We start from the raw sequence: 21,434 nt of genomic DNA on the forward strand, positions 1-21,434 counted from the left end.
ATTATGAAAACACTACTTTTTACTTTTTGCGTGCTGCTGGCGCTGTTTCAAACAACAGCTATGCTGAAATCTAATGATCTGGACAGACTTACCGGTAAAAAATGGTTCGGAACTTTAACTTACCTGGACTATTCGACAAATAAGATTGAACCGATAGAAACCAGGCTTGCCGTGACTCGTTCTGTTAAAGGTGCCGGAATTTACAACTTCCTTACCGAGTACCCAAAAGAGGCTTCGCATAACAGTACAGACGAGATCGTTATCAGCAGGGACGGAACTCAAATAGATGGAGAAACCCTAAAAGAAAGAATTTTGCAGAAGGATGGAACGCTCAGGTTTGTGACCACCAAAGAGGGTAGCGACAATAATAAAAAGGCGTCCTTTAGGTTCACTTACGTAATCGGCACATCCAGCTACTCCCGTAAAAAAGAGGTTTGTTATGCAGGCAGTACCGTCTGGTTCACCCGAAACGATTTAAACCTTAAAGCCAATTGATCATGAAATACCTAAAACTACTCATACTGCCTTTACTGCTGTTAGTGTTTTCATTCCGTTATGCCGCACCGCTTACCTATTCGGCTGATGCCAATAAAAGTATGGTTAAGTGGACCGGCCACGCTGAGGCTGGGGGCTATTCGCCATCAGGCACAGTTAAAGTAAAATCCGGAACGCTGACACTTGATGGCGAACTGCTGGTTGCAGGTAAGGTGATCATCGATATGCCTACACTCAGCCAATCCAATTCCGAAATGGAAACGCATTTAAAAGGCAAAGATTTTTTTGATGTTGCCGCTTATCCGGAGGCTACCTTTACACTTTCAGCGGCTAACGGTAATACGGTGGCCGGAACCCTGACGATAAAGGGCATCAGTCAAAAGATCGCAACGCCAATAACCATCACCAAAGCTGGCGATTACATCATCTTAAAAGCAACACTTAAAATAGACCGCACCAAGTTTAACATCAAGTACAACTCCAAGTCTTATTTTCAGGACTTGGGAAGCTACGCTATCAAAAACGAATTTGATCTGGACATTAATATGGTGTACCGCCAGACCGATACTTAAGTTTGAATAAATTGCTTTTGTCGCTGGTTCGAAGCATATTTTTAAGAATTCTTAAACAGCTAAAAAGATTTGAACTAATCCCGGTTTTAAAGCAGCCGGGATTTTTGTTTATAAATACAGTCTGGCGTTTTTTAAAGTTTGATGTAGATCTAAACCACGTGTTTTTATCAATTTTTAAATTCCTGAAACATTTACGGCTTTTTTTGATTAGCCATTTACAGTCAGCCGAGTTTAAAAAATTGATTGTAGCTATCTATGAAAATTACTACATTTCCAGGAAATGCTTTTCCGCTGGGCGCAACCTGGGACGGGGAGGGAACTAACTTCGCGCTATATTCGGAAAACGCCACAGCCGTTGAACTTTGCCTGTTCAATACTGCTGCAGACGAAGTTGAATCGACTAAAATAAATGTAACCGAACAAACCAATTTTATATGGCACGTTTACCTGCCCGATGTTAAGCCGGGGCAGCATTACGGTTACCGCGTACACGGACCGTTTGAGCCGGAAAATGGCCATCGTTTCAATCCCAATAAATTATTGATAGACCCTTACGCTAAGGCCATCTGTGGCGAAACAGAATGGGATAATTCGCTGTTTGGATATGAAGTTGGCAGCCCGGCGGAAGACCTGAGCTTCAGCGAAACTGACAGTGCACCTTATGTTCCAAAATCTGTGGTCATTGATTCCGCGTTTGATTGGGAAGATGACAAGTCGCCCAATACCGCTTATTACAATACGGTTATTTACGAAACCCATGTAAAAGGCTTCACCAAATTGAATCCCGCCATTCCGGAGGAATTAAGAGGCACTTACGCAGGGATAGCTCATCCGGCCAGTATAGCTTATTTAAAAGAACTTGGCATTACTGCCATTGAACTGATGCCGGTACATTATTTTTTAACGGACAGGCACCTGGAGGAAAAGGGATTAACCAATTACTGGGGATATAATACCATCGGTTTTTTTGCGCCTGATGAACGTTACGCTGCCAAAGACAAATCGGGCGACCAGGTAGTTGAGTTTAAAACCATGGTGAAGGAGCTTCACAAAGCAGGCATTGAAGTTATTCTTGATGTTGTATATAACCATACCGGCGAAGGCAACCAAATGGGGCCGACATTATCTTTTAAAGGTATTGATAATGCATCTTATTATCGCCTTACGGAAGATAAGAGATATTATATGGACTACACCGGTACCGGCAACACGCTGAATGCCAATCTGCCCAATGTTTTGCGGCTGATGATGGATAGCCTGCGTTACTGGATAATGGAAATGCATGTGGATGGCTTCAGGTTTGACCTTGCAGCCACACTGGCCCGCGAACTGCATGAGGTGAACCGGCTGAGCGCCTTTTTTGATATCATTCACCAGGACCCGCTGATCTCGCAGGTTAAGTTAATTGCAGAGCCATGGGATGTGGGTGAAGGAGGTTACCAGGTAGGAAAGTTCCCCCAGGGATGGGCCGAATGGAACGGGAAATACCGTGATAATATAAGGGAATACTGGAACGGGACAGAGAGTACGCTGGCTGAATTTGCAGACCGGATAACAGGCAGCTCTGACCTTTATAAAGACTACCGCAGGCCTACTTCGAGCATTAACTTTGTTACCGCTCATGACGGTTTTACCCTGCATGACCTTGTTTCATACAACGACAAGCATAATGACGCCAACGGCGAAGGCAATAATGATGGTGAAAGCAATAACCGCTCATGGAATTGCGGAGCGGAGGGGCCAACCGACGACCCGCTGGTAAATGAACTGAGAACGCGCCAAAAACGAAATTTTTTAGCCACGCTTTTCCTTTCGCAAGGGGTGCCTATGCTGGTAGCAGGCGATGAATTGGGCAGAACCCAGCAGGGTAACAATAACGGGTACTGCCAGGATAACGAAATTTCATGGATCAATTGGGAGGCTGCGGATAAGGAATTACAGGATTTTACCAAAAAACTGATCCACTTAAGGCGTGAACATGCTGCATTTTCAAGAAAGAACTGGTTTAAAGGTGAATCTGTTAAAGGTAACGGCATTGAAGATATAGCTTGGTTTCTGCCGGATGGCTCGCAAATGGAGCAGGAACACTGGGAACAGGATTTTGCAAAATCAGTTGCTGTTTTTTTAAACGGCCAAGGCTTGCATGCCGTAAATTCAGAGGGCGAAAAAGTGGTTGACGATAGTTTTTATATCGTATTCAATGCACACCACGAGCCGGTTACCTATAAACTGCCGGATGTAGCTTACGCTAAGGAATGGGAGCTTGTTTTTGACACCTCCAAAGCCGGGGAAGTTGATCAAATGGTATTAAAAAGCGGCGAGTCATTAATTGTAGATGGCAGGTCGGTTATCTTGTTACAGCATCAGCTCATCCAAAATGGCAACAAAAAACAGTGATCAACGGGTTGGCGTTTATTTTATTGATAAGGATGAAGCCCGGGTTTGTTTGTGGGCGCCATTCGCTAAAAAAGTTGGCTTAAAGATCGATAATGGAAAATCCATAGCGCTAAATAAACAAAGCAGGGGCTATTGGACGGCAAACACGCATAATCTTAAACCGGGTGATTGTTATAAGTTTGCGTTGGATGATGACCGTGAGCTTGCTGATCCGGCTGCATTGGCCCAGCCGCAGGGGGTGCACGGACCTTCGCAGTTTGTTGACCTTGCTGCTTTTAAATGGGACGATCATGCCTGGAGCAATCCTGCGATGCATGAATATATTTTTTATGAGCTGCACACCGGCACATTTACACCCGAAGGAACCTTTGATGCCATGGAGCGAAAGCTGGATTACCTTTTGGCTTTAGGTATTACCGCTATTGAAATAATGCCCGTTTCACAGTTTCCGGGTGATAGAAATTGGGGTTACGACGGCGTTTTCCCATTCGCGGTACAAAATAGCTATGGCGGTGCCGAAGCATTGCAACACCTGGTGAATGCCTGCCACAACAAAGGTTTAGCCGTGGTGCTTGATGTAGTTTATAATCACGTGGGGCCGGAAGGAAACTATTTAGGTGAATTCGGGCCATATTTTACCGATAAATATAAAACGCCCTGGGGCAGTGCCATCAACTTTGATGATGCCAGGTGCGATGCCGTAAGAGAATTTTTTATCCAAAACGTATTAATGTGGTTCAGGGATTTTCATATAGATGCCTTGCGGTTGGATGCGGTACACGCGATTAAAGATTTTAGCCCTAAACATATCCTGCAGGAGATCAGGGAACGTGTGGATGACCTTTCCGAATCAACAGGAAAGCTGCATCACCTGGTAGTTGAATGTGATCTTAATGATCCGCGTTTTATCAATCCATTAAGCGAGGAAGGATTTGGGATGGACGCACAATGGGTTGATGAGTTTCACCATGCCCTAAGAGTGAGTGGAGGGCAAAAACGGGAAGGATATTACACTGATTTTAATGGAATAGCCGACCTTGCCAAATCATATGCAGATGCTTATGTGTACGACGGGCAATACGCTGAGCAGCGGTTTAAAAAATTTGGTGCCAGAGCCATAAACAACCCCGGACGGCAATTTGTTGTTTTCTCCCAAAACCACGACCAGGTTGGAAACCGCATGTTGGGCAAGCGAACAAGTAAGCTGGTTAGCTTCGAAATGCAAAAGTTAATGGCCGCCGCCGTAGTGGTGAGCCCATATTTGCCGATGCTGTTTATGGGCGAGGAATTTAGCCAACCTAATCCCTTTCTATATTTTGTCAGTCATGGTGAGCCGGGGCTTATTGAGGCAGTGCGCAAAGGCAGACGCGAAGAGTTTAAAGATTTTCATACAGCGGGGGAAGCTCCTGATCCGCAATCGGAACAGACTTTTGAAAGCTCAAAAATTAATTGGGATCTGTTGCAGCGGGAGCCACACACAACCATGCTGGCCTATTATAAAAATCTGCTCAATTTAAGAAAAAAGCAACCCGCTTTGAAAACGCCTGACCGCAGCAACGTAAAAGCAACTGCTGATATTGAGAATAATACACTTATTCTTCAAAGGCAGAGTGACGGGCAGGAAATCATTTGCCTGATGAACTTTTCAAATGAAGAAAAACAGGTTGTGTTTCCGGGGATCGTTCATGAATGGAACAAGATCATGGATTCTGCGGATGTTAAGTGGAGCGGGCCCGGCGTGTCGTCAAATGGGATGATCAGCCCCGAATCTGTAATTATTTATTGTCGATCACATGTATAACCCTGTTAGCACATACCGCATCCAGTTTCACAAGGATTTTAACTTTAGTGATTTTGAGGCCATTATACCTTACCTGCATCAATTGGGCATAAAAACCATTTACGCATCACCCATATTTAAAGCCACTCCGGGAAGTACGCATGGATATGACATTACTGATGCCAACCAGGTAAATCCTGAAATAGGTACCCTTAAACAATTGATAGCGATTAGCAAGAAACTAAAAGCGTTTGGAATGGGCTGGTTGCAGGATATTGTTCCCAACCACATGGCTTTTCATCCCGGAAACGGGTGGCTTATGGATGTGCTTGAGCATGGACGGCACTCGGCTTACAGTGAGTATTTTGATATTTTATGGGATAGCCCGGTTTGTGACGGCAAGATCATGGTACCGTTCCTGGGCGCGCCTTTGGAAGACGTAATTAATGACGGCGCGCTGCAAATTATCCTGAAAAACAATAAGCTACACTTTTCATACGGCGAACATCACTACCCGCTAAACCAGGCGGCGCACCAAATTTTGCTGCAAATAGCCGGTGAAACAAAAGAAGAGCAAAAGAAATTTCCAGGTACGTTACTGAAAAAGATAAATAAAGATGGCCGCCTTTTGCATCAAATTGCCGGTGAGCAATATTACCAATTATGTTATTGGCAGGAAACCGACAGGCAGATCAACTTTCGGCGTTTTTTTACAGTAAATGGCCTTATCTGCCTTAACATGCAGCGCCAGGAAGTATTTGACGATTATCACCGCCTGATAAAGCAATTGCTGGATAAAGGGGTATTCCAGGGTTTGCGCGTTGACCACGTCGATGGTTTATTTGATCCGGAACAATACCTTGACCGTTTGAGGACGCTTGCCGGGGAAGATACCTACATTATTGTAGAAAAAATATTAGAGGCGGGCGAGGATTTTCCCGCAAACTGGCCGGTGCAGGGCAATACCGGTTATGATTTTTTAGCTACGGTGAACAACTTGTTTACGGAGCAGGGCAGCAAATCGGTTTTTGCCGCATTTTACAAATCACTAACCGGAGATGGATTGTCGGTCAAAAAGATGATCCGCCAAAAAAAATCCATGATCCTGCACGAGCAAATGGCAGGGGAACTCGATAACCTGTACAGCTTATTTGTTAGCCTGGAGCTTGCTGGATCAAAACAGGTGGACGCCGCACCACCGGAGCTTATTAAAGCCTGCATTGCGGAGTTGCTGATTAGGTTTCCTGTCTATCGCTATTACGGGAATGTTATGCCATTACCGGCCGATGAATCAGATGCGGTGAGGAAAATACTGGAACAGTTGGAAGCAGATGAGAGCGATTTAAAGCCCGCAGTTAAATTGTTGAAAGAAGTTATCCTTGAACAACCAACCCAAAATGACGATACCCATAATCAAAGGGTACTGAAGTTTTACCAGCGGTGCATGCAATTTACAGGCCCGTTAATGGCGAAAGGTGTGGAAGATACCCTAATGTACACTTATAACCGCTTTATTGACCATAACGAAGTTGGAGATTCTCCGCAGGCATTTGGCATAAGCACAGATGGCTATCACCGGCAGATGACTGAACGCCAAATCCATTGGCCGCTTTCTGTGAACGCCACCTCAACCCATGACACCAAGCGCGGCGAAGACGTTCGCGCAAGGCTAAACGTGCTGACCGACCTTGCCGGCGAATGGGTGACTATGGTGGCAGAATGGCGGGAGATTAATGCTTCGCTCATCAATAACAATATGCCCGATGCTAACGATGAATACTTTATTTACCAAACCATAACCGGTGCGTTGCCTATGCCGGGGCAGGATATGGACGATTTTGTAAGCAGGGTACAGGAATACCTGGTAAAAGCATTGCGGGAGGGAAAAGAAAATTCTGGATGGGCCGAACCTTACAACGCCTACGAAACTGACGTTAAAGATTTTATTGCGAACATATTAAGGGCCGAAAGCTTGTTTATGCAAAGCTTTTTACCTTTTCACAGGAAGATAGCAGACTATGGAATAATGAATTCGATGGCGCAGGTATTGCTGAAATATACCAGTCCGGGTATGCCAGACATTTACCAGGGCACGGAACTATGGGACCTGAGCCTGGTTGACCCTGATAACCGCAGGCCGGTTGATTACGCCTTAAGGCAACAGTTGCCAGCCGGGAGCACAAAAGAGCTTTGGGCCAACCGGTACAACGCGCAAATAAAGCAAAAACTAATACAAAGCCTGCTTATTGAACGCAGCAGTAATCCTGAATTATTTTTAAACGGTACATATATTCCCTTAAAAGTTAAAGGAAAATGCAAAAATAACGTGCTGGCTTTTGCCCGCAGGTTTGAAACTCAGTGGCGTGTAATGGCGGTTCCGTTACATTGGGCGGCACTCCATAACGGAGGGGAGCCGCTCGATTTTGATTGGGACAACACGCGTATTATTTTACCGCCTGATGCACCAATGGGATGGACGGATCTGCTGAACGGGTCATCCGGATTTGGTTATAAAGGGATTGGCTTAAAGGAGTTATTTGGGCAGCTGCCGGTGGTGTTTTTAAAACTCGACGCAGCAAATGGCGACAGAAGGGCGGGCATATTGATGCATATAACCTCTTTGCCATCGGCTTTCGGCATAGGTGACATGGGACCTGAAGCGTTTAAATTTATTGATTTTCTGTCGGCAAGCCGTCAAAAGTATTGGCAAATGCTCCCGGTTAACCCGGTTGACAAACTATCTGGTTTTTCGCCGTACAGCTCCAGCTCGGGTATGGCCGGTAATATATTATTGATAAGTCCGGAACGTTTAGCGGCAAGTGGATTGTTAGAAAAACACGTTATGGAAAGCTACAGCAGTGAAACAGGTTCAGCGGTAGATTTTAAGGCCGTTATTCAACTAAAATCCCACCTTTTTGACTTGGCTTACCAAAATTTTTTGGATCGCGCGGAAGAGGTGCAGCGTTTTGTAGACTTTAAAAATAAGGAAGCCAGCTGGCTGGATGATTTTGCCTTGTATGATGTGCTAAAGGAAAGCCATGAAAACAAACCCTGGCACCAATGGCCTGCAACATTAAGGGACCGGGATAAAAAAACCATTAAACAGTGGCAACAACAGGAAAACAAAGCAATTGATAAAATAAAATGGCTGCAGTTTGTTTTTGCACAGCAATGGGCCGGTTTAAGAGATTACAGCAAGCTGAAGGGAATTACCCTTTTTGGGGATATGCCCTTTTATGTGGGTTACGGTGCAGTGGATGTGTGGGCAAATCCGCATATTTTTAATGCCGACGGGATAGCAGGCGTACCGCCTGATTATTTTTCTGTTGAGGGGCAGCTTTGGGGAATGCCTGTTTACAGGTGGGGCGAGTTAAAGAAAACAGGTTATGAATGGTGGTTAAAACGAATAAAAAAGAACCTGGAATATTTTGATTTGATCAGGTTGGATCATTTTCGGGCCTTTGATGAATATTGGGAGGTGCCTGCCGGTGAAGAAACTGCTGTGAACGGCGAGTGGAAAAAGGTACCTGGTATTGATTTTTTTAATGCTGTTAAAAAAGAGCTTGGCTGTCTTCCATTTGTGGCAGAAGACCTGGGCGATATCACCAAAAGCGTTTATGAGCTTAGGGACCATTTCGATTTACCCGGTATGCGTGTAGTACAGTTTGCGTTTGATGAGAATCTCCCCTATTCAAGCCATATTCCGCATAATTACACCATAAACTGTTTCGCTTATACCGGAACGCATGACAATAATACAGTAACCGGTTGGTATGAACATGATATCACTGATAAAGAAAGGAAACGGATTGATAAATACCTTGACACTAAAAGTAATTCCGAAACGATAGCTGCACAACTGATAAAGCTAATTTACGCGTCGGTAGCCAGGACGGTGATTGTTCCGGTGCAGGATGTACTGGGCCTTGGCGCAGGCTCCCGGATAAACACGCCATCGTTGACGGAAGGAAACTGGACCTGGCGGCTTAAACAGGGCGCGCTTACTAAAAGCATAGAAAAAAAGCTAAGAAAAATAGCGCTTTATTATAATCGTTAAACAAATGCCCGCGCAGCCCGTTATGCTGATAAATAACGGCATAATTTCTATGAAAAACATAATTGTGATTAGTACCGACTCAAACCTTGCAGAAACCTTAACCGGCGCATTACCTTATAATTTTACCTGCGCCGAAGCCTTCGAACACCCTGATCAGCTTTTCGCACAATTGAACAGGCTAAACCCCGATTTGGTTATCATTGATTTTATGCTTGATGACCTTAATGGTGGCGGAACGGTACATCAAATAAAAAGTGATAGCAGGTGGCGTAGTTTGCCGGTTATTATTTTGTCGGAGTTTTCAGCGGAGCAAATGTCCAATAAATTCGGCAGTGATGCTATGATAAAAAAGCCTTTTAATTTTACCGAACTGGATACCCTCATTAAGCAGCTGCTTTAAACTGCCCAATTGTTATAATTAAATCCAAATCCTGTTTTTAAGTTTGAAAACCAGTCGTTTAAATGTGATCTTTATCATATTTTGAAATGACTTTGGGTCTCAGTGGCTGTCCTTAATTGGGTAATTTAGTATAAGTTTTTCATAGCTAAAAAATCAGTTAATTATGCCTCAAGAAAATTTTGGGATCAGCGGTTTAACAGACCGGCAAGTAACAGACGCCCGTAATCAATATGGCAGCAATAGCCTCAGCTACAAAAAAGAAAACGGATTTTTTGATGCTGTAAAAAGCCTGGCAAAAGAACCCATGGTTGTGCTGCTGCTGGCTGCTTCGGCCATTTATTTTATCAGCGGAAAAAGCGGCGATGGTATTTTTCTCGCTTCGGCAATTGTACTGGTGGCTGGGATCTCTTTATACCAGGATTCAAGGAGCAGGAATGCGCTCGAAAAATTAAAAACCTTAACGCAGCCCAAATGTAAGGTGGTCCGCAACGGCGGGATAGTAGAAATAAGCAGTGACGACCTTGTTATAGGTGATAGCCTGGTGGTAGAAGAGGGGATCTCGATTGCTGCCGATGGTATGATTGTGCATTCCAATGATTTTTCGGCAAACGAGTCTATTCTTACAGGCGAATCATTGCCGGTTTACAAGGACGAACAACAGGAAAATGATGGACGCAATATTTATCGGGGCACAACCGTGGCAAGCGGACTTGCAATAGCTACCGTTACCGCAATTGGCAACGAAACTAAACTGGGCAAAATTGGTAAAAGCCTGGAGGAAATAGACGAAGAGAAGACGCCACTGGAACTTCAGATAGGAAGTTTTGTAAAATACATGGTTTTTGTGGGTGCCATTGTTTTTGTTATAGTTTGGGTTATTAATTATTTCCATTCCGGCAACGTGCTGGATAGTCTGTTAAAGGCATTAACCCTGGCGATGAGTATTTTACCAGAAGAGATTCCGGTGGCTTTTACTACTTTTATGGCACTTGGTGCATGGCGGTTAATGCAAATGGGCATTGTGGTAAAACAGATGAAAACCGTTGAAACGCTGGGCGGTGCTACAGTGATCTGTACAGATAAAACCGGGACGATTACCGAAAATAAAATGAGCCTGGCAAAATTGTATGTGCTTTCGTCACAAAAAATTGCTGGCGCTGATGATGTATTAACAGACGAAGAAAAAGACCTGATAAGAACAGCCATGTGGGCCAGCGAACCTATTCCGTTTGACCCGATGGAGATAGCTCTTCACAATGCCTACACACAGCAAACCGCTGATGACGAAAGGCCTCAATACAAAATGATCCATGAATACCCTATAGGGGGGAAGCCCCCTATGATGACGCATCTTTTTGAGAACAGCAAGGGGCAGCGCATTATTGCTGCGAAAGGAGCCCCCGAAGCCCTGATGGCGTTGTGCAATCTTAGCTTAACGGAAAAAGAAGAGGTGGAGACGGCAATAAAAACATTGGCAACCGATGGCTATCGCTTGTTAGGTGTTGGCGAAACAGATTTTACGGGCAATAACTTCCCGGCTAAACAACAGGAATTTAAATTTAAGTTTAAGGGCATTGTTGCCTTTTACGACCCGCCGAAGAAAAATATTCAGCAGGTATTACAGGATTTTTATAAAGCAGGTATAGCTGTAAAAATCATCACCGGCGATAATGCTGCCACTACAATGGCCATTGCAAGGCAAATTGGTTTTGCTGGTTACGATAAAAGCCTGACCGGAGATGAATTGATGGCGTTAAAAGACGCCGACCTGGAGAAAAAGGTAGCAGCCACAAATGTATTCACCCGGATGTTCCCCGAGGCAAAACTGAAAATCATTAATGCCTTAAAAGCAAACCACCAGATTGTTGCTATGACAGGTGACGGGGTTAACGACGGGCCCGCCTTAAAAGCTGCCCATATAGGGATAGCCATGGGTAAAAAAGGCAGCGAGGTAGCCCGGCAGGCAGGCTCATTGATCCTGCTGGAGGATGATCTCTCGAAAATGGTGGATGCCATTGCAATGGGCAGGCGCATTTACACCAATTTAAAGAAGGCTATCCAATACATCATTTCTATTCATATCCCCATCGTGTTAACAGTGTTTATTCCGCTGGCGCTCGGGTGGATTTACCCAAATATATTTTCGCCGGTGCATATCATTTTTTTAGAACTGATAATGGGGCCAACTTGCTCTATTATTTATGAGAATGAACCGATGGAAAAAAACACGATGCTGCAAAAGCCAAGGCCGTTTACCACCACTTTTTTTAACCGAAGGGAACTTACTACAAGTATTATACAGGGATTGGTAATTACTGCAAGCACTTTGTTTATTTATCAGTACGCCGTTTACCGGGGCTTTGATGAGGCCAATACACGTACAATGGTTTTCACTGTCTTAATAGCCGGTAATATATTTCTTACACTGGTCAACCGGTCGTTTTACTATCCGGTATTAACAACCCTGCATTACAAGAACAATTTGGTTGTAATAATGATTGCTATTACAGTTGCGCTGCTGGGTTTGTTATTATATGTGCCGCTATTGTCAAAATTCTTTGGGTTTGTGGCATTAAAACCGGTTGAACTGCTAACCTGCACTGCTGTCGGATTTTCGTCCGTAATTTGGTACGAGCTGGTAAAATACATCAAACGAAAAAAAGCCGCGAAGTGAGTGGGGCAGATCTGGTTTCCTTAAAGATTTACGTGAAAAATTTAAAAGCGCCTGACATCAATTGAATAACTGATTAAGATCATTTGAATTGGATAGGATAACTTTAATATTTGTTAGGCATTTTAAATAGATAAATATGAAAAACATACTGATCCTTACCGATTTTTCTGAAAATGCGGCGGGTGCTGCAACGTTTGGTGCCTACCTTGGGAGTAAACTACATGCCAATATTGTAATATTCAACTCTTATCTAAAATTTTCGGAAGCGCTTTCGTACGCTGGCGGGTCGTGGGTAGCCGATGATGTATTACGCTGGCGGGAAGAAAGCAAACTCCATGTAAATCAATTAGCCGAAAGCCTTGAACAGCTGGTAGCCCTGCATGCCGCTGCAACAGAAAAACCAATGATCCATTGTCATTCGGCAGAGGGAAACCTTGGGGATAACCTTGTGGACATTATCAAGGAAAAAAATATAGACCTGATTGTAATGGGCGCCAGAACCGGCACCGCAATTGAACATGTTTTCTGGGGCAGCGATACGGCCACGGTTATTCAGCATTCAACCCGCCCGGTTTTGGTGGTACCTGCAAAAACCGATATTCAAAACATTACTAAAGTTGTATTTGCTACAGATTTTGAAGATGCTGACAAAAAAGCTTTACAGTATCTTGAGGGCCTGGGTGAAATTTTTCACTTTAAACTTGAGATTATCCACATAACACCTCCCGGCGATGATAATAAAGACGAAAAAAAATCAACTTTTACACATTGGCTTTCGCAGTTAGAATATCCCTACATTACTTACAAAGAAATTAGCGGAACGGATGTAGTTGAAAAACTAAACAGCCTGTGCACTACCACCAATTCTGAACTATTGGCCATGGTACATCATCAGCATTCCTTTTTTGTAAGGCTGCTTCATGAAAGCACCACCAAACGGGCACTTCTAAATCAAAAAATCCCCATAATGGTCTTCCCTTCATCATTGGAGTAATAAGTCATCTTAAGCGGCTTTGCAGTTCAGGTAGTTATAATGTTAAGCTTATAAAAAAATTTGCCGTGGTGCATTACCTACACGTATGCTTAGCTGTACACAAGTTTGTAATGTTCCTATTACCTTGTCGTAAATGCCCGAAAACCGAGGAAAATTCATCAAATTAGCCTCATATTTAATTAAAAACCGTATTATTAAAAAGTAATAATGCCAGTTGAAAATAGTTTCATTTTTGTGATTTATATTTTCTTTTTAAGCCCAATAATTAATTATGAGATTTCTTTTATCATTTATATTCATCGTGCTTTTCGGTAGTTCTGTTTTTGCATCTTCAAAAACTGACAGTTTGCTTACGGTATTGAAAAGCGAGCTGAATAAGAAAAAAGTATATGACGACCAAAAGGAAGCGCGGATAGAAAAGCTCAGAAACTCATTGTTAAACACCCCACAAACAGATTATAAGAGGCTTTATACAGTATGCAGCGGCCTTTATGAGGAATATAAGGTTTACCAGTTTGATTCGGCCTACGTGTACACTAATAAATTGCTTGATCTCAGCCATCGCCTTAAAGACCAGTCGAAAGAGTACGACAGTAAAATAAAGCTTGGTTTTATTTTATGCTCTGCGGGCATGTTTAAGCAAACATTTGACTGTTTAAATAAAATTAATGCAGCTGCATTGGATAATAATTCAAAAACTGAATATTATTCATTAAAAGCAAGGGCTTATTCAGACCTTGCTGACTACGATAACGATAGCTACTATACCCCCTTTGAAAATGCTGAATCACTTAAATATTTAGATTCAGCAATCATGCTTTGTAAGCCGGACTCGTTTGATCAGCTCATGCAGCTCGGCAGCAAGCAGTTAAGAACGGGCGATACAAAAAATCCTTCGAAATATCTTAACCGGCTATTTTATAGCTTCAGGCTTACTTACCATCAACGTGCCAGGGTTGCTACCAGCATTAGCTTTTTCTACAATGTGAACACGCAAAGCGACCAACGGATACAATTTTTAGCTATTGGGGCTATTAATGATATCCGCTCATCAACCAAAGAAACCCTGGCCGCTTTTAAGTTGGGTGAACTGCTTTATAAAAACGGCAACATGGTTGATGCTTACACCTTTATACAGCAGGCGATGGATGATGCTGAATACTATGGGGCACGGCTGCGTAAAATTAAAATCGGATCTGTTTTACCTACTGTTGCTGCGCAAAAGCTGATTTTGATGGAAAAGGAAAAGAATAAGGTATTGGTGTATTTGCTGTCAATTACTGCGGTTTCCGCGTTGGTGCTGCTGGTATTTTTTATCATCTTCATCCAGTTGAAGCGGTTAAAAGCAAAGGAGAAGATCATCGAAGAAAAAAATGTACAGCTGGAACTGATTAACGAAAAGCTTGGCGAGGATGCGCGGATAAAAGAAGAATACATCGGCTATTTTTTCAACGTAATATCCGGATATGTTTTAAAGCTTGAAAAATTGAAGCGAAGCATAGACAGGAAGCTTGTTACCAAAAAGTACGACGATATTCAGTTGGTTATTGATGAGATCAATATAAAGAAGGAACGTGAAACGCTGTTTTATACGTTCGACCATACTTTCCTCAAAATATTCCCAAATTTTATTACCACATTTAATTCATTGTTTAAAAAGGAAGACCAGATCTGGCCAAAAGATAACGAGGTTTTAAATACCGATCTCAGGATATTTGCATTGAACCGTATGGGCATTAGCGATAATGAAACCATAGCTAGTATTTTAGAATATTCTGTTAAAACAATCTATGTTTATAAAATGAGGATCAAGGCAAAATCAATTTATCCTTCTGATCAGTTTGAGCAGCGGCTAATGGCTTCCAAGGCTTTTGATGCTGCGCCACCCATGCCCCACTAAGCTTAAATGGCTACTAAGGGGCATTACAAAATGTTGATTTTTATAGCTAAAGGTTAAAAAACGTTTAAATTTATTTGTGTTATTTCGTTGTTTTTTATTTTTAAAATATTAATAATCAATTTGTTACAAAAAAATAAATTTAAATTATTTTAAATTTTAAGTAAAAAAATTGGTTTTGCACTTTTCAACCTATTACTTTGTTACATAGTCGTTAAAATAGCTAGCATCCATTGGGCGTTGGTGTTACCAGTTTTAAGACAATAAACCAATTATATATATTTTTCGGGCGAACAGTTTTTTTTAAATGTTGCGATCAGCGTGAAGTGCAGATGTTAATTTTTTTAGCATGATGTGTTGTTGATGGCTCAATTATAATGCATAAAAAATTCTGTAGCGGACGATAACGACAACATCCTTAACCTATGATAAAAACTTACATACCGTTGATAGCCCCGCCTTAAATATTTACTTGTTTGTTAATCCGATTATAACAAACGAAAATAAAATCTTACGCTATTATTTATTTAATTAATAGTTATATTTAACCAACCAATAATCTATTCAAACCTAACATTTATGAAGCTGAAAAATTTACTTAAATTAAGCTGTTTGGTGCTGTTATGTTTTGTTGTTTTGCCGGCCATGGCTCAAAACAAAACTGTAACAGGTAAAGTAACCGACGCTAAAGATGGTTCGCCTTTGCCGGGCGTTACTGTTTCGTTAAAAGGCACAACCACCGGCACCAATACTGACGCTGCCGGGGCATTCAGTCTTTCTGTTCCCGCATCAGCTACTACGTTAGAGGCTGCTTTCCTGGGTTATACCAAACAGGAGGTTACCATAACAGGTTCGCCATTAAATATTAAACTGGTATCTTCCTCTACTTCGCTTAACGAGGTTGTGGTAGTCGGCGTAGGTTACGGAAGCCAGCGGAAAAAAGACGTTACCGGTGCTGTTGAAAGCATTAGCTCAAAAGATTTTAACCAGGGCATTGTTATTAACCCTTTGAGCCAGATCCAGGGCAAGGTTGCCGGTTTGAATATTACCCAGCAGGGCGGCAATCCAAACAGCCAGGATGCCGGTATCTCTATCCGCGGGCAAACTTCAATTACCGGTAATCAATCACCACTTTTTGTAATTGACGGTGTAGCCACATCAGGTAATTCACAGTTTCAAAACCTGTCGCCCGATGATATTGAATCGTATGATGTGCTGAAAGACGCGTCTGCAACATCAATTTACGGTTCACGCGGTGCAAACGGTGTAATCATTGTAACGACAAAAAAAGGACGTACAGGCCGCACCACGGTTGACTACAGTGGTTACGTAGGCATTTCAAACCAAGCCAAATATTACGACCTGCTTAACGCTGCTGATTATTCAAAAGCTATTGAAGCTATCCCCGGTGTAACGCCTTCTACTTATGAAAAAGGCGGCAATGTTGACTGGCAGCGCGCAATAAGCCGCTCGGCTGTCACCCATAGCAATAATATCGCTATTTCGGGAGGTTCAAATGGTTTCAATTATCGCGGTTCTGTCAATTATCAGCTACAGGAAGGTACCATCATTAACAACCAGAAAAAACAGCTGGGCCTGCGTTTTAACGCGGAACAGAAAGCACTGGATGATAAACTGGATATTACCCTGAATTTTTCAAATACAACCGTATATCGTGATCAGCTTACTGATGGTGGTGTAATTGCAAATTACATTTTTAATGCGCCGCCTACTTACCCTATTTACAACCCCGATGGATCATATAATACTTTTGTGGATTTTAACCTGGCTAACCCGCTGGAGCACTTGCTTGAAACATACAGCAGGGAGACCAGCTACCAAACTTTAGCTAACACTACCGTAAATTATAATTTGCTGCCAAGTTTAAAAGTTGGGGTTACAGGTATTTTAATTCATGATAATACACTGACCCACTATTTCCAGCCTTCTTTCCCGGGTGAGGGAAATATCAACAATGCTGCTCAAAATAGTTATAATAATAACACTTACGAGGCAAATGCACATATTGATTTCAATAAGTCGTTTGGGAAGCATAACATTTCGGCTACTGCTGTTTACGAGTATAATGATTTTTATACTGAGTCTTTTTCAGCGTCCGGGCAAAATTATACCACACCTGAATTGTTGGATAATAACCTGGGTAGTGGTGACCAGTCAAAAAACGTAATTAATTCAAGCAAGGATGATTATAAGATCATTTCATTCCTGGCCAGGGTAAATTACAATTATGACAACCGGTTTTATGTTACCGCGTCTATTCGTCGTGACGGTTCAGACAAGTTCGGCGCTAACCATCAATGGGGTACATTCCCTGCGGTTGACTTAGCTTACCGTTTAAAAAGAGACTTGTTACAAAATGTTGATTGGGTAGACGATCTTAAGTTACGCTTAGGCTACGGCGTGGTAGGTAACTCAAGCGCATTGAATGTTTACCAGAATGTTACCCTTTACGGAACAGGCACAAGGTATTTTGATGGTTCCGCAGCATCTAACCAATACCCTGTAAGTTATACTTACCTCCAAAATGCCAATCCTGATTTGCAATGGGAAGAGCGTCAGGGTAAGAATATCGGTTTAGACTTCTCCTTGTTTAACAACAGATTGTCAGGTGATATCAACTACTATAATGATAAAACTTCCAAAATGATTTATCAGTATGGTGTACCTACACCTCCGTTCTTTGTTAATACCATATATGCTAACATTGGCGCATTAACCAACAAAGGTTTAGAAGTAGCACTTACCGGCCAAATATTAAGAGGAAGTGGGTTAACCTGGACTGCAAACGGCCAGATAACTTTCAACAAGACAAAAGTTGTAAATCTTTCAGGTACTTACCAGGGATTTCCGGTAGCATCTGACCAAATCGTTACGGGCTCTGCATCCGGCCGCGGGTTAAGTTCGTCGCCAATAACCTACCTGAAACCAGGTCAGCCTGCCGATGTTTTTTACCTTACCCATTACACCGGTGTTGATGCCAATGGAAACGAATTATTTGACGGAAAAACATTGGATCAAAATCCTAATCCGAACAAATATTACATTGATCCGAACCCTAAATTCAACTACGGGATCAGTAATAGCTTTGGCTACAAAAACTGGAACCTTAGTTTCTTCTTAAGAGGGGTGTATGGCCAAAAAATATTTAACAATACCTTGCTTGACTACGAAACCATTACCCGCCTGCCAAGTAACAATGTTACAAAGGCAGCGCTTACCAATGGCATAAAAGATGGTCTGCATGTTTCAGATTTGTGGCTTGAAAATGCTTCGTACCTGCGTTTAGACAATGCCTCATTGGGTTATACCTTTAAAAACATCAAAGGAATATCAAATATGAGGATTTACGTAGCCGGTAATAACTTATTCGTTATCACTAAATACAAAGGCCTTGATCCTGAATTTGCACCGAATTCACATTATACAGACGGTAATGGTTCCTTGCAGTCATACCCTAAATCAAGAGGATTCGTGTTAGGAGCTAATGTGTCATTTAAATAATAAGAGATTTTAATTATCATAAAGATGAAAAGAAAATTATCAAATATAATCCCGGTATTACTTGCGGCAGGAATGATCTTGCCGGGTTGTACCAAACTGGATAGCAAGGTTTATAACCAGGTATTACCAAGCAATTTCTTTAAAACGCCACAACAAACCAATGCATTTTTGGCACAGGCTTATACGCCGATGACTGCTATTCCTACAGGAAACGTTTTTCAGAACAACGAGGTATCGTCTGACGAGATGGTAGTACCTACAAGGGGAAATGACTGGTATGACGGTGGCAAATGGCAATCGATATGGACACACACATTCCTGTACGACATTGATAACATAAATGGTGCCTGGGGTGATTTGAGTAACGGTATAGGAAAGTGTAACCTTGTGTTAAGCACTTTGGCAACGTTGCCAGCCTCAAATAAGCCAGCGAACTCTGACCAGGTTATTGCAGAGATAAAGGTGTTGCGCGCATACTACTATTTTGAGTTTATGGACATGTTTGGTAATGTTCCTTTGGTAACAGACTTCAACACTGATCCAACCAAGATCACACAATCTGCCCGCAAGGATCTATACGCTTTTTTGGAAACAGAACTTACAACCAATGTACCCTTACTTGCTGATAAATCTGCCGCTACTTACGGGCACATGACCAAAGCAGGCGGGTACATGCTCTTAGCAAAGTTATACCTTAACGCACAGGTTTACACAGGTACGGCACAATGGCAAAAGGCAGCTGACGCAGCAGACCAGGTGATCAAGTCAGGACAATATACACTGATGAGTGATTTTTTTGCAAATTTCGCGGTATTGAATGAAACTTCGACAGAAAATATCTTCGTTGTGCCTTACGATAATACTTACATAGCTGGAAATAGTATTGAGTTGTTTACTTTAAATTACAACAATATCTACACTTACAACCTTACCAATACACCCTACAACGGTTTTTGCTCGCCAACAGCATTTTTCCGCACTTTTACAGATGCCGATTCCAGGAAAAAGATGTGGGCTATTGGTCAGCAATTAAGCTCGGCCGGCGCACCATTGGTTGACGTTGCCACGCACCTGAATGTAGTGTTAAGCCCTTATGTTAAGGAACTAAGTAATCCTGCCGATACGTTTAAATTTGCAGGTGCCAGAAGTATTAAATATGCACCACAACCGGGTACTAACGGCAATACCAGCAATGATGGTGTTATATTCCGTTTGGCAGATGCTTACTTAATGAAGGCGGAAGCTGAAATAAGAGCTGGTGCTCCGGGTGATGCACTGTCATTAGTGAACGCGATCAGAGCCCGTGCAGGCGTACCTGCATGGACCTCTGCCGACCTTACGCTTCCAAATTTACTTGCCGAACGCGGCAGGGAAATGGCCTGGGAAGGCTGGCGCCGGAATGACCTGATCAGATTTGAAACTGCGGATGGGATCCCTTATTTCACCGCTGCAAGGCTTCCGGGAAAACCACAGGATGCGGATAAGCACACGTTTATTTTCCCTATCCCGCAACAACAGTTGATCACTAACCCGAAATTGGTTCAAAATACCGGATATACAGGTAAATAAACCGCATTTGTAATAATTTAAACGTGCTGCAAAAAGTTTTAAACTTAAATTGCAGCACGTTTATTTTTAAATAGCAGCGAAACTAATAATGATGCGGTGGGCCATTTTTTTAATATTGTTTTTTTTAGTACTAATGGCCTTTGCGCCGGTAACAAAACATTCGGTACTTGTAATAAATGCTAATTTTTCAAACGTCTATCAAAGCTTAAATAACCCCCAGAACTGGGTAAAATGGCAACCTGATTTAAAGGACCATGCCGGGAATACCGCTTTTAAAAATGAAAGCGCAAATGCGCAGTTTGAAATAACCGGGAAAGGAATAAAATTTAAAGTAAAGAAAAACGGCTTGACGGATTTTGATATCCTCAAAACAAGGTCCGGGTCCGGCAATAGTGAATATAATTACATACTGATTGCAGATTCTTCGACGCTAAAGACCGATGTTTTCGTAATGCAAAAAACCAATCTGTTGGGCTATCTCAAATCATTCCTGGTTGGTGATTCATACAAAGGTACACCTGTAAATGATTTGAAGGTATATATGGAAGACCCACGGTTGTACTATGGTTACGAGATAACAGAACAAATTGCGCACGAAAAAATATTGATTATTAAACGGAGAACCATTTTAAAGGACCTCGTTTATAAAAATAACCAGGCGTTCTTAAAATCACTTGATTCAATTGCAAAAAAAAACGGCGCAGTGGTTACCGATGCTATGCAGCTGCAATATATTTCTGCCGTTGGTGACTCTGTTACAATGATAATGGGACTGCCGGTGAATAAGAAAATTTCAACAAAGGGCGACGCGGAAAATATGGGTATGCCAGGCGGTAAAGTGCTGGTGGGCCATTTTAAAGGTAAGTACAGCGATAGGAAAAAACTATACCGCGCCATGCAATTATACCTGGCAGATCATTTTATGCATACCCAAACTTTGCCGCTTGAAAAATTCACCCATAACAAGTTACCCGTAAATGATGATGACAAAGTTGACATGCAACTGGTGGTTCCATATCTATAAATTCATATAAATTGATGTTTAGGCATTTGAGTAAGTTATTTATCAAGCTTTGC

At 42.3% G+C, this 21,434-nt stretch carries 12 protein-coding genes; all 12 read left to right on the plus strand.

What is annotated here, in order from left to right; all coding sequences use genetic code 11:
* The first annotated feature begins 3 nt into the window (after positions 1 to 3).
* The 12 genes from MuYL_RS06870 to MuYL_RS06925 all read left to right on the plus strand — a co-directional run bounded on the left by MuYL_RS06870 (position 4) and on the right by MuYL_RS06925 (position 21,381).
* Entirely contained in the window at positions 4 to 495 is a 492-nt protein-coding gene (locus MuYL_RS06870) for a hypothetical protein (protein ID WP_094569823.1), read from the plus strand.
* 2 nt (positions 496 to 497) lie between these two features.
* A complete protein-coding gene (locus tag MuYL_RS06875; RefSeq protein WP_094569824.1) occupies positions 498 to 1,067 on the plus strand; it encodes a YceI family protein in 570 nt (189 codons plus the stop codon).
* 255 nt (positions 1,068 to 1,322) lie between these two features.
* Positions 1,323 to 3,464 carry a glycogen debranching protein GlgX gene (gene glgX, locus MuYL_RS06880; RefSeq protein ID WP_094569825.1) on the plus strand — a complete coding sequence of 714 codons (2,142 nt, stop codon included), beginning with the start codon at positions 1,323 to 1,325 and terminating at the stop codon, positions 3,462 to 3,464.
* A complete protein-coding gene (gene treZ / locus MuYL_RS06885; RefSeq protein ID WP_094569826.1) occupies positions 3,445 to 5,265 on the plus strand; it encodes a malto-oligosyltrehalose trehalohydrolase in 1,821 nt (606 codons plus the stop codon). The genes glgX and treZ overlap by 20 nt, the downstream gene beginning before the upstream one ends.
* The gene (gene treY, locus MuYL_RS06890; protein ID WP_094569827.1) at positions 5,258 to 9,301 is read left to right on the plus strand and encodes a malto-oligosyltrehalose synthase; all 4,044 of its coding nucleotides are present in this window, start codon (positions 5,258 to 5,260) and stop codon (positions 9,299 to 9,301) included. The genes treZ and treY overlap by 8 nt, the downstream gene beginning before the upstream one ends.
* A 49-nt stretch (positions 9,302 to 9,350) precedes the next feature.
* Positions 9,351 to 9,701: a response regulator gene (locus MuYL_RS06895; RefSeq protein ID WP_157740665.1), complete on the plus strand. Its 351-nt coding sequence runs from the start codon at positions 9,351 to 9,353 to the stop codon at positions 9,699 to 9,701.
* A 163-nt stretch (positions 9,702 to 9,864) separates the two neighbouring features.
* Positions 9,865 to 12,375: a cation-translocating P-type ATPase gene (locus MuYL_RS06900; RefSeq protein WP_094569829.1), complete on the plus strand. Its 2,511-nt coding sequence runs from the start codon at positions 9,865 to 9,867 to the stop codon at positions 12,373 to 12,375.
* Positions 12,376 to 12,511: 136 nt separating this feature from the next.
* Positions 12,512 to 13,369 carry a universal stress protein gene (locus tag MuYL_RS06905; protein ID WP_094569830.1) on the plus strand — a complete coding sequence of 286 codons (858 nt, stop codon included), beginning with the start codon at positions 12,512 to 12,514 and terminating at the stop codon, positions 13,367 to 13,369.
* A 271-nt stretch (positions 13,370 to 13,640) separates the two neighbouring features.
* Positions 13,641 to 15,269, plus strand: a complete 1,629-nt coding sequence (locus tag MuYL_RS06910) for a DUF6377 domain-containing protein (protein WP_094569831.1) — start codon at positions 13,641 to 13,643, stop codon at positions 15,267 to 15,269.
* 576 nt (positions 15,270 to 15,845) lie between these two features.
* On the plus strand, positions 15,846 to 18,788 hold the full coding sequence (locus MuYL_RS06915) for a SusC/RagA family TonB-linked outer membrane protein (protein ID WP_094569832.1): 2,943 nt from the start codon (positions 15,846 to 15,848) through the stop codon (positions 18,786 to 18,788).
* Positions 18,789 to 18,812: 24 nt separating this feature from the next.
* The gene (locus MuYL_RS06920; protein ID WP_094569833.1) at positions 18,813 to 20,357 is read left to right on the plus strand and encodes a RagB/SusD family nutrient uptake outer membrane protein; all 1,545 of its coding nucleotides are present in this window, start codon (positions 18,813 to 18,815) and stop codon (positions 20,355 to 20,357) included.
* 115 nt (positions 20,358 to 20,472) lie between these two features.
* A complete protein-coding gene (locus MuYL_RS06925; protein ID WP_157740667.1) occupies positions 20,473 to 21,381 on the plus strand; it encodes a hypothetical protein in 909 nt (302 codons plus the stop codon).
* Positions 21,382 to 21,434: the final 53 nt, after the last annotated feature.

The organism is Mucilaginibacter xinganensis (assembly GCF_002257585.1).
In the GTDB taxonomy this organism is placed as follows: domain Bacteria; phylum Bacteroidota; class Bacteroidia; order Sphingobacteriales; family Sphingobacteriaceae; genus Mucilaginibacter; species Mucilaginibacter xinganensis.